The following is a 10358-nucleotide window of genomic DNA, read 5'->3' as shown; positions in this document are numbered from 1 at the left end:
GACAACCCACGTCCTACCAGGAGCTTTGTTATATCTGACGCACCGTCCACATCGTGATCGAGTCGCAACCAGCGATCGTCAAACCACCCCACACACCATCAGACCACCCTTAACTTTAGGGCAGTGGTGCTGGAGCTCGTGGGTGGTGTCCTGGGAAATCCGTTCCTGCTCTCGGGAATCCAGGCAAACTTCGTCGCTCCGGGCGACGATCCGCTGCCGCTGCACTCCGATCAGGGATATGTCGCGCGCCCTTGGCCGCCGTACGCGATGACGGCGAGCGTCATCTGGATGCTCCACTCCTTCACGGCGGAGAACGGGGCGACGACCGTGGTTCCCGGCTCGCATCTCGAGGCGGCGGCCGCGTCCCCCGACGAGATGCTTGTCCGGGCCCGCCTGCTGCGACGCGGTGGGATTCCGGTCTGCGCACCGGCGGGCAGCGCGCTCGTCTTCGACGGTCGGCTCGTGCACGGCACCGGCCGGAACTCGACTGAAGCGGATCGGCTCGGCGTGCTCACCTACTTCTGCCGGCCTTTCCTGCGCCAGCAGGAGAACTTCTCGCTGTCCGTCGCGCCCCGGGTACTGGCGCGTCTGCCCGACGAGGTCAAGCAGCTGCTCGGCTTCAGTGTGTGGAAGGCGCTCGGGAGCGTGGAGGGCGTCGGCGCCGAGGGGTCGATCGTCGACCGGCCCACTCGACCGGTCGAAGCCCTCGACCGGCATGGAAGGCCGTGCCAGAACGCGGCCTTCGCCAGCACGGACTGAGCACTGACGACATGCGCATCCTGTTCACCTGTGTCTCCGGCCAGTCGCACTTCTACAACACCGTGCCGCTGGCCTTCGCCGCCCGCGCCCTCGGTCACGACGTCGCGTACAGCTCAGCTCTCGAACTCGCGCCGATCGTCGAGGCGGCCGGGCTGCCCCTGCTGCCCGCGGGGCCCGGAAGGCTGCGGCTGCGCGCGGCGATGACGCGGTCGGCGGGCATCGTCGGCGAGCTCGACCTCGAGGACTGGTCCAGGGGCGCCGCGCTTTTCGGGTGCGTCGGGCCAGCGCTGCGGTGGCGGGCGCTGTCCGAGGTCGCGCAGCGATACCGGCCGCACGCGATCGTCAGCGAGCCGCTCGAACTCGCCGGTCCGCTCGTGGCGCTGCGGCTCGGCATCTCGCACTTCACGCTGAGCATCGGCCCCTACTACGCGGACACGATGTCGCAGCTCTGGGCGCAGGCCGCGCCGCTCTATCGGGAGCACGCCGGCGCCGACATCACGCGGGGACAGGCGCTCGGCTGCTACATCGACGTCGTCCCGCCCGAACTGCAGACCCGCGAAGGTCTCCGGCTGGCCGATCGGATACCGGCAGGCTGCCGGCTCTACCACGGAGAAGCCGGACAGGCGCCGGGCGAGGAGCCCGAGCGCGGACCGAGGCCGCTGGCGTTGATGACCTTCGGCACGGTGTCCAACAAGGCGCTCAGTGGACTGTGGGAGTCCGCGGCCCGGCTGAGCCGACGCGGAATGGATGTCCTGATGACGACGGGTCCGAACGGCTGGTTCGACTTCTCGGCGGTCCGCGGCGCCGAGTCGGCAGCCGGGGACGGCGCGATCCGGGTCGTGGACTACACGCCGCTTGATCGCGAACTGCCGCGATCCGCAGTCGTCATCCACCACGGTGGCAGCAACACGATGCGGGCGGCGATCGGCGCCGAGGTGCCCTCGCTGGTGATTCCCCAGGAAGCCGAACAGCACCGCAACGCGCGGTGGGCTGCGGAGCACGGCTTGGGCCTGCTGCTCAGGCCGGAGGCCGCCGAGCCGTCCGCGGTCGAAGGCGCCGTGGCCCGCCTGCTGGCGGACCCGGCGTTCGCTGAACGGCTCGGGGCGGCCCGAGCGGCGTTCTCGGCGATGCCCTCCGCCGAGGCGGCCGTCGAGGAGATGGCGCGCAGATGTGAGACTGCGCCACATCAGAAACGGATCTGACCGATGACCATCAGAACAGCCTCGAATCCAGTGGCCACCTGCTGTGCGAGTTGCCACGCGGATGTCGTTGACGCCGCGTGCCGCATCTGCGCCCGGAAGGGCATGGCCTCGGTACTGTGCCTCGGCAGAACGCCGCTCGCCAACGATTTCCGTCCCTGGGGAGCGGCGCCGTCCGCACGCTATCCGCTGCATGTGATGCACTGCGAGAGCTGCGGCCTCACCCAGTTGGCCGACAGCGTCGCGCCGGAACGGCTCTTCTCGGAGTACGCCTACTTTTCCTCCGCGTCTGCGCCCGTCATCGAACACGGCCTTGAGCTGAGCCGGTTCGCGCTGCGCGAACTCGACCCGCCGACGGCGGGCTTCGTGGTCGACATCGGATCCAACGATGGCTACCTGTTGAGGGGGTATGCCCGTGAGCGCTTCCGGGTGCTGGGAATCGATCCGGCGACGAACATCGCCGCCGAGGCGCGATCGGCCGGAGTGCCCACGCTTGACGCGTACTTCTCCGAGGCGGTGGCCGGTCGTGTGGTGGCCGAGCACGGCCGAGCAGACCTGATCCACGCGAACAACGTGCTGGCGCACGTCCCCGACGTGCTCGACTTCCTGCGCGGCTGCAGAACCCTGCTGAGCGCCGGCGGACACCTCGTCATTGAGGTTCCGTATGTGGCCGACCTCGTGACGAAATGCCTGTTCGACACGATCTACCACGAGCACGTCTACTACTTCTCCATGACGTCGCTCTGTCGGCTGCTCGACGCGGCCGGGCTGCGGGCCCTGCATGTCGAGCGCAACGGCTTCCACGGCGGCAGCCTCAGAGTGGTCGCCGGCCGCGGGTTCGCGCACGCCCGCCCCTCGGTCGCGCGGCTGCTCGCCGCCGAACACGCAGTCGGCGTCTGCGATTCGGGCTACTACCGGGACTTCGCCGATCAGGTGCACCGGTTCCTGAACCGCACGCGGACGGAGCTCGGGGAACTGGCCGCGCTGGGCAATCGGATCTCCGGGTTCGGCGCTCCGGCGAAGGCGACGATCATGATGAGCTCGGCCGAGTTGCCGCTGGAGTACATCTGCGACTCCACGCCCTACAAGCAGGACAAGCTGCTGCCGGGCACTGGCATCCCGATCGTGGCGCCGGATCGGCTAGAAACCGATCCCACCGAGTACTGCGTGATCTTCGCCTGGAACTACGCAGAATCGATCATCGCGGCAAACCACGGTTATCTGCGTCGCGGCGGCACGTTCGTCAAGCCGGTCGACTGCAAGCTCGAATACGTCCGCCGTGCTTGAGCCGCTGGTGGCAGGGTGCCTCGGTGCCCTGCCACCAGCCACCTCCCTCACGGACGCAGCGCGAGCACATCCCCACGGTCGTCCGGCCCGGCGAGCAGTCCCGCCTCGTGAAGGTGCCGCAGGCAGCCGGTGACGAAGGCGTCCGTATCGTCCCGCCACGACGGCACGGTTCGGATCTCGAAGGCACCGGTGGTACAGGCGGCCCAACCGACAAGGGCTCGAGTGGACGCGGCTCGCGGCGACGCTGTACTGATCGCGGTAATCGGGAATTCGGGCGCACCGACGCCGTCGGGGATGTCCGGGGGCTGACTGCGGGCATCGGCCACCACCAGGCGAAAGGCCAGCGGGGACCGCACTGCGAGCCGATAGGCGATCGGTGCCGCGCCTCCGATTCCCAGCACCACGCTGGCACCATCACCGGACTGCGGCGTACGCGGCCACTGCTCGGCCTGGTCCGCGGTGAGCCGCACAACCCGCACGGCGCGGGTGGCCCGCTCGAGGACGAGGTGCCACGGCGCCTCGTCCACGTTCAGCGTCGCCGAACGACAGACCAGCAGCGACGGCCCGGTCACTTCGCGATCTCCGTTGGCAGCCAGGTGTGGCACGGAACCTGCCCGTGCCAGGCGAGTCGGATCTGCTCCGTCGCGACGCGGCGGTAGACGCCCAGCGGCGAGAGAGTCGCGGGCCATTCATCCCCCTTCGTGATTCCCCAGGCGCGCATGGCCTTGGGCAGCAACGGATCCACGGCGAACCACCGCCCGTCGAGTCGGATCTCGGTCCATGTATGCGTCGATGAATAGGGGACCGCAAGGATGAAACCGTAGGCGTGCCGCGCCTCGAATCCCGCTTTCACGGCCTTGTCCAGAATGGCGTGCGCCGTGGCCGCGCAGTCCCCGATCCGCTCCCGCTCCACGAAGTCGGCGTTCAACGAGAGAAACGTCGGGAGGTAATAGAAATCGACGTCGGCATAGGACACGGCGAGTTCGGCGAGTACCGGCGGCAGCGGTTCGGGGCGCTGCTGCACCCGGTAGGAGACCGCGCCGAGCGCAACGCAGCGGCGTTCGGAGGTGACGACCGGCATCCGCCCGCCCGCCTCGGGGGCGACCTGGTAGACGCAGCCGCCGGAGTGTCGCGGCAGCGGGCACTGCGCCCGCACCTCGACCCGGTAGCCGACCGGCCCCGACGCGATGCGGCGCAGGCTGCGCTGCCAGAAGCGCATGGCATCGCGACGCGCCGACCGGGCGCTCAGGTACAGCGAGATCGTGGAGAGATCCAAGGAGTCGAAGAGCACTTCGTCCCCGTCGCCGACGTGCGGCAGTCCCGCGTCGAGCAGGACCTGCTGGGCCGCCGCGTCGAGTCCGAGATCCCGCGTAGCGCCGGCGGGTGTCGTGTCGAACCTGCGGAATTCGTCGGGAATTCTCAGCAGCGGCTCGACCAGAGTGCGAAGTCTCGTCATGAAACTCCATCGTGATGGGATTGAGGATTGCTCGCAATCGGACGTGAACGTGCATCCGCATTCCTGGACGAACAGCGCCCGCATCGAATAAACCGGTCCTCGACGTGGGGTGCATCGGCTGGCCCGCAGAGAGGAGCGAGGCTTTCGGTGAACGACATACTCGAGCAGGACGAAGGGGCGCCGGAAACGGTCTGTGCGTTTCTCGACCGGGCGGAGCGGACCTGGCCCGGCTCACCCGCGATTCGCGACGTCGACACGACCCTGACGTACCGCGAACTCGCGCAGTCCAGCCTCCGAGCCGCCTCATGGCTGCGCAGTCGCGGCGTACTACACGGTGACAGGGTGCTGCTGCGCCATCCGAACGCGGCCCGCATGGCCGCCTTCGTGCTCGGCGCGATGCATCTCGGCGCGGTGGCCGTGCCGGTGAGCCCTGACATGAGCCTCTTCCAGCTCCGCGGCGTCTTCGCCGACGCCGACGCGACGGTGTCGATCTGCGCTGAGCACGAGGCCGCGGACCTTCGGTCCCTGCACGAGTCGCAGATCGTCTCCCTCGCCGCTGCCTGGGACGCGGCCCGTTCGCAGGCTCCCCTGGACGGCCCGCCGCTCGCCCGGCCGGACGATCTCAGCCTGCTCATCTACACGTCGGGAAGCACGGCGAGCCCGAAGGGCGTCATGTGCACGCACCGGCAGGTCTCCTTCGCGGTCCGGTCGATCTCCCGCCGCCTCCGGTATCAGGCGAATGACGCGGTCTTCTGCCGCCTGCCCCTCTCCTTCGACTACGGCCTCTACCAGCTGCTGCTGTGCCTCTACGCGGGCGCGGAACTACAGGTTCCCGAACCGGGCAACGATCCCCGCCTGGTGCGGCGGATCCGCGACTGGCAGTCCACCGTCGTCCCCGTGGTGCCCTCGCTCGCCGCCATGCTGATCTCCCTGGCACAGCGAGACCGCCGGCCCACCCGCGTACGGCTGTTCACGAACACCGGTGCCGCACTGGAGCCGTCGGACGCAGACGCGCTGCGCCGCTGTTTTCCCGGGGCGAAGGTGAGCCTGATGTTCGGCATCACCGAGTGCAAGCGCATCTCCATCCTGGATGCGGACGAGGATCTCACCAGGCCCGGCTCGGTCGGCACGCCGCTCGACGGGACCCGTGTCGAGGTGGTTGACGAACGCGGGCACCCGGTTCCGGCCGGCGAGATCGGCCAGTTCGTAGTCTCCGGACCGCATGTGATGCAGGGCTACTGGCGTGCGCCGGAGTTGACTGAGCAGCGGTTCAGACCCGGCCCCGACGGCGTGACGCGCGCGCTGTACACCGGTGACTACGGCAGTGTGGACGCCGAAGGCCATCTGCACTTCGCCGGTCGCAGGGATGACATCTTCAAGCACCGCGGCACGCGGGTGAGCACGCTCGAGATCGAGGCAGCGGCCATGGACCTGCGTGACGTGTACGCAGCGGCGGCGCTCCCCCCGGCGGGCGGCCGTGGACCTGCGCTGTTCGTGGTCGGCGACACCACGCCGGTCGCCGTGCTCGCGGGATTGGCGGACCGGCTGGAGCGGGTGAAACTCCCGACCTTCTGCCGAGTACTCGACGCGCTTCCGCTGACCGTCAACGGAAAGGTCGACAAAGCCGTGCTGGCCAAGCTCGCCGCGAAGGGGGAGAGCGATGGCTGATGCACTCGACGAGGTCATCCGCCGACACGGCACGCCGACCTACGTCTACCGGCTCGCTCGCGTACGCCAGGCGGCCCGGGATCTGCTCGCCGCGCTCCCCGAGCCGTCGAGGCTCTATTACTCGGTGAAGGCGAACCCGCATCCCGCGCTCATCGCCGAACTCAGCTCGCTGGGTCTGTACGCGGAACTGAGCTCGACTGGCGAGTTGGCCGCGGCTCTCGCGGCTGGACATCCGGCGTCCCGCTGTCTGTACTCGGGACCCGGCAAGACGCCCGGTGAGATCCGCACGGCGATCGAGTCGGGCGCGCGCGACTTCTCTGTCGAGTCGGTGGCCGATCGCACACGCCTCGCGGACGCCGCTCGCGAGCTCGGCGTCGACGTCGACTACGTGGTGCGGCTCAACGACGGCGCGACCGCCGGGGCAGGCCTGCGCATGACCGGCTGGCCGACGCAGTTCGGCACCGACACCGACCGACGCGTCGAGCTCGGGCAGCTATTCACCCCGCTCGGCCGTGCCCGGCCGAAGGGCGCGCACATCTTCTCTGGCACGAACATCGCCGACAGCGGCCAGTTGCTCGACGAATTCCGGTTCGCCGTCGGCACGATCGCCGACGCGCTCGCGTCCGCGTCCAGGCCCTGCGAGCTGATCGATCTGGGCGGGGGTTTCTCCGCGCCGTTCGCCCGCCCCGGCGAACGTGCCGACTACCCGGATTTGCGCGCTGGACTGGAGAAGGAGCTCGACACCCGGCTGCCGGGCTGGCGCCGCGGCGCGCCGGTCGTGGCCTTCGAGAGCGGCCGATATCTGGTGGCGGACTGCGGGACGCTGCACGCCACCGTGCTCGACGTGAAACACAGCAGGGGAAGCACATTCGTCGTGCTGGACGCGGGCGTGCAGACGCTGGGCGGGATGTGGGGACTCGGTCGGCTGCCCACCCCATCCGCGCAGCCGCTGGCCGGTTCCGGCGAGCCCGCCGCACCGACGCTGGTCGGGCCGCTGTGCACGCCGTTGGACGTGCTCGGCCGACACGTCGCGCTGCCGCTGCCGAAGGTCGGCGGGGTTCTGGAGTTCCCGAACGTGGGCGCGTACGGCCTGTCGGCAAGCCTGGTCGGCTTCCTCTCCCGCCCGCTGCCCGTGGAGGTGGTCCTCGACGCCGACGGCGTGGTCGTCGACGTGCGCCGCCTCGAGCTTCGACCCGAGAAAGGTGTGTTTTGATGCTTGCCGAGACGGCCCCCGGCGTCGCCGAGCTGACCGAGATCCTCCGCGAACAGGCCGCGGAGGCGGACATCGAGGCGAGACTGCCCGAGAAGAGCCTCGCCGCGCTGCGCGACTCCGGCCTGATGGGCCTGTTGGTTCCCGTGGAGTACGGCGGGCTCGGCGGCGGGCTCGACGACCTCGTCGCGATCGCCATGCGGCTGGCCGGGGGATGCCTGTCCACGGCGATGGTCTGGGCCATGCACTGCCAGCAGGTCGACGCCGTCATCCGGCATGGGCAGCCAAGGCTGCACGCCGAGCTGCTGCCGCGCATCGCGGCTGGTGAAGTGTATCTGGCGTCTGTGACGACCGAACCCCGCAAGGGCGGTCATCTGCTCTCCGCGAGCTCTCCCGTCCAGTCCACCGGTACCGAGCTGACGTTCGAGCGCGATGCACCTGTGGTGACCGGAGGCATGGCGGCCGACGGCTTCCTGATCACGATGCGCGCCGCCGAAGACGCCGCCGCCCACGAGGTGACGCTCATCTACGCCGATCGGGACCAGATGCGGATCGAGGTCGTCGGCGACTGGAACCCCACCGGGATGCGCGCGACCGACAGCCGAGGGCTGCGGCTGTCCGGACGGGTCCCGGAGCACAGCGTGGTCGGCGAGCCCGGAGCGTTCCGCACGGTCGCTCTCGACAGCATGATCCCGCTGGCGCATCTTGGCTGGTCGGCCTGCTGGCTCGGCGCGGCGCGCGGCGTGATGCGGGAATTGACCGGCGCGCTGCGCAACGGCAGCTGGACACTCGATCTAGGCTCTGAACTCGTGCGTGAGCGGCTGGCCAGGGTCCGCGTCGATCTCGAACTGGTGGCGGGTTACCTGGGGCAGGTCCGCCGGGAGGTCACGGCCGCGCGGCGGGCGGGCACGAGCTTGCAAAGCCCCACGGCCCAGATCCATCTCAACGTGCTCAAGGTCGCTGCGGCGGAACTGACGTTCCAGGCCGCCGACCGCCTCGTGCAACTGACCGGGCTGTCCCGGGGATACTCGCGCGACGCCGAGATCCCGGTCGAGCGGGTGTTCCGCGATCTGCGCTCCGCGAGCCTGAACTATGCGAACGACCGGCTGCTCGGCGCGATCGGCTCGCTGGTGCCGCTGGACCGGTCCGTCCGACTGGCCGGATTCGAGGACTGAGCGCCACGCGCAGTGCACTGCCCTCGCGTCAGCCCATCAGCGCCGTGCGCATCGCCGACAGCAGCTGCTCGACCTCGCCTCTGCCGCATCCCGGCCAGGTGGAGCGGATCGTCATGGTGAAGCCGCCGATCGCGTTGATGTAGGCGAAGAAGCCCGGCGCCGCGGTGTAGTCGACGTCTCGCCACCGCACCGCCGGTTCCGGCTCCGCCTCCGCCGACTCCGTCTGCGCCGGAACGTGATTGAGGAAGATCCCGGGCGCCAGACCGCCGCCGACCTCGGCGTCGATCCGCTCACGCAACTCGATGGCGGCGTCCGGGTCGAAGCAGGAGTAGCGCAGCGAAGCCATCCGCAGCCCGTGCAACCGCGCGCAGGTCTGCTCAAACGGCTCTGCCGGAACCTGCTCGGCAAGCACCGGCATCCACTGGTTCATAGACGTGACAAGTTCGCGATACTGCGTCAAGTGACGGTTCGAAGCCATCACATAGACCGGCGGAAGGCTTCCTGCAATTGCGGTTTCCAACGCCCGCGTGAAGGCGGCCATGAGCACTGTGGACGGCGTAATCCCGAGACGCGAAGCTATCGACTCCACGCCACGAAGAGAGGCGGGTGATCGCAGTGAGCCGATATGAGTCTTCAAGCCGACATTCGTCTCTGGAATACGCGTCATCTCGCCCGCGGCTCGAAAGACCTTCTCCAGGTATCGTGCCGAACTATCGCGCCTTTTCCGCCACTTCTCAGAGTGCTGCTCTTGCGCCAGTTCCCGGGGCCTACGCGGCGAAGGCAGGTCCTCACCGCGCAGCAGCATATGAAAATCGGCGTTCAGGACGTCGCAGGCCGTGGTGTCCGCCACGATGTGATGCAGCTCCAGTTCCACGCCAACCGGCCCGCCATCATACGTCTTGATCACAGCCCGCCACGGCGGCCCATCGACCAGATCGAACACCGGGCCAGGAGTCGTGCGATTCACCACATACCGGCGCTGCCCATGCCTCGGACGTGGTTGTTCATCGGCCGGAGAGACGGCAATAAGATCGGTCCACGGCGAACGATGGATCACCTGGACCGGCCTCACGGCGTCCAGATCCCGGTACGTTGTGCGCAATATCTCGTGTCTTGCCATCAGCGCAACGAGTGCCCCACGCACGGCGTCTACCGTGGTTCCACCGGGAACCTCCCAAGCCAGGATGAGGTTGGCCTGCCACTCGCGGCCAACGAAGTTCCTGCGGACGTCCCGCAGCACTGAGAGCTGTCCGAAACTCAGCACGGACGAATCTGCGTCTACCACGCGTGCCCCTATTCCTCCGCTCGGATGGTCGCGCGAATATGAAACAGTGACGGGGTGTCAGGCTCGTTTCGTCCTGGCCCGCCCCGCCACTGCTCCGGGTTTAGAGACCGCTCACGTTCCGGGTCACGGGCTTCCGCATCACAAACACCTCCCCTCCCTGGAGATCTAGCCCAGAACCTATCTCCCCGAGTGCCAGGGTTAATGACAAAGTGATCTTTCGTCCTTTTTCTGGGTGATCGTCAGGTCAGGTGGAGTAGTCCTGTCAGGAGTTCGGGTCTGCGGGCGTGTCTGCGCAGGGCTTTGGCGATGTTGGTTTCGC

General features: G+C 68.5%; 9 protein-coding genes. 6 read left to right on the top strand and 3 right to left on the bottom strand.

What is annotated here, in order from left to right; genetic code table 11:
• The first annotated feature begins 123 nt into the window (after positions 1–123).
• From KGA66_RS25815 to KGA66_RS25805, 3 genes are read left to right on the top strand one after another with little or no spacing between them, the layout of a single operon-like run.
• Positions 124–759, top strand: coding sequence for a phytanoyl-CoA dioxygenase family protein (locus KGA66_RS25815; RefSeq protein ID WP_211471600.1), 636 nt, complete (start codon positions 124–126; stop codon positions 757–759).
• Between the two features lie 11 nt (positions 760–770).
• A complete protein-coding gene (locus KGA66_RS25810; RefSeq protein WP_211471598.1) occupies positions 771–1961 on the top strand; it encodes a glycosyltransferase in 1191 nt (396 codons plus the stop codon).
• Between the two features lie 3 nt (positions 1962–1964).
• Positions 1965–3245: a class I SAM-dependent methyltransferase gene (locus KGA66_RS25805; protein ID WP_211471596.1), complete on the top strand. Its 1281-nt coding sequence runs from the start codon at positions 1965–1967 to the stop codon at positions 3243–3245.
• A 47-nt stretch (positions 3246–3292) separates the two neighbouring features.
• Here the strand turns inward: KGA66_RS25805 and KGA66_RS25800 are convergent, their stop codons facing one another.
• Together KGA66_RS25800 and KGA66_RS25795 are read right to left on the bottom strand one after the other, a co-directional pair.
• Complete coding sequence (locus KGA66_RS25800; protein WP_211471594.1) at positions 3293–3817, bottom strand: hypothetical protein; 525 nt, start codon at positions 3815–3817, stop codon at positions 3293–3295.
• The gene (locus KGA66_RS25795) at positions 3814–4701 is read right to left on the bottom strand and encodes a transglutaminase domain-containing protein (protein ID WP_211471593.1); all 888 of its coding nucleotides are present in this window, start codon (positions 4699–4701) and stop codon (positions 3814–3816) included. The genes KGA66_RS25800 and KGA66_RS25795 overlap by 4 nt, the downstream gene beginning before the upstream one ends.
• A gap of 147 nt (positions 4702–4848) precedes the next feature.
• Between KGA66_RS25795 and KGA66_RS25790 the strand changes: the two genes are divergently transcribed.
• The 3 genes from KGA66_RS25790 to KGA66_RS25780 are packed head-to-tail and all read left to right on the top strand — an operon-like array spanning position 4849 to position 8754.
• Entirely contained in the window at positions 4849–6369 is a 1521-nt protein-coding gene (locus KGA66_RS25790; RefSeq protein ID WP_211471591.1) for a class I adenylate-forming enzyme family protein, read from the top strand.
• On the top strand, positions 6362–7582 hold the full coding sequence (locus KGA66_RS25785) for a type III PLP-dependent enzyme domain-containing protein (protein WP_211471589.1): 1221 nt from the start codon (positions 6362–6364) through the stop codon (positions 7580–7582). Before KGA66_RS25790 ends, KGA66_RS25785 begins: the two co-directional genes overlap by 8 nt.
• Positions 7582–8754 carry an acyl-CoA dehydrogenase family protein gene (locus KGA66_RS25780; protein ID WP_211471587.1) on the top strand — a complete coding sequence of 391 codons (1173 nt, stop codon included), beginning with the start codon at positions 7582–7584 and terminating at the stop codon, positions 8752–8754. Before KGA66_RS25785 ends, KGA66_RS25780 begins: the two co-directional genes overlap by 1 nt.
• 28 nt (positions 8755–8782) lie before the next feature.
• Here the strand turns inward: KGA66_RS25780 and KGA66_RS25775 are convergent, their stop codons facing one another.
• A complete protein-coding gene (locus KGA66_RS25775; RefSeq protein WP_211471585.1) occupies positions 8783–10018 on the bottom strand; it encodes a condensation domain-containing protein in 1236 nt (411 codons plus the stop codon).
• Between the last annotated feature and the right edge of the window lie 340 nt (positions 10019–10358).

The organism is Actinocrinis puniceicyclus (assembly GCF_018283645.1).
Classification (GTDB): Bacteria; Actinomycetota; Actinomycetes; order Streptomycetales; family Catenulisporaceae; genus Actinocrinis; species Actinocrinis puniceicyclus.
The sequence above is the reverse complement of the archived record's forward strand: the minus strand, read 5'-3'. Positions and strand labels throughout refer to the sequence as shown.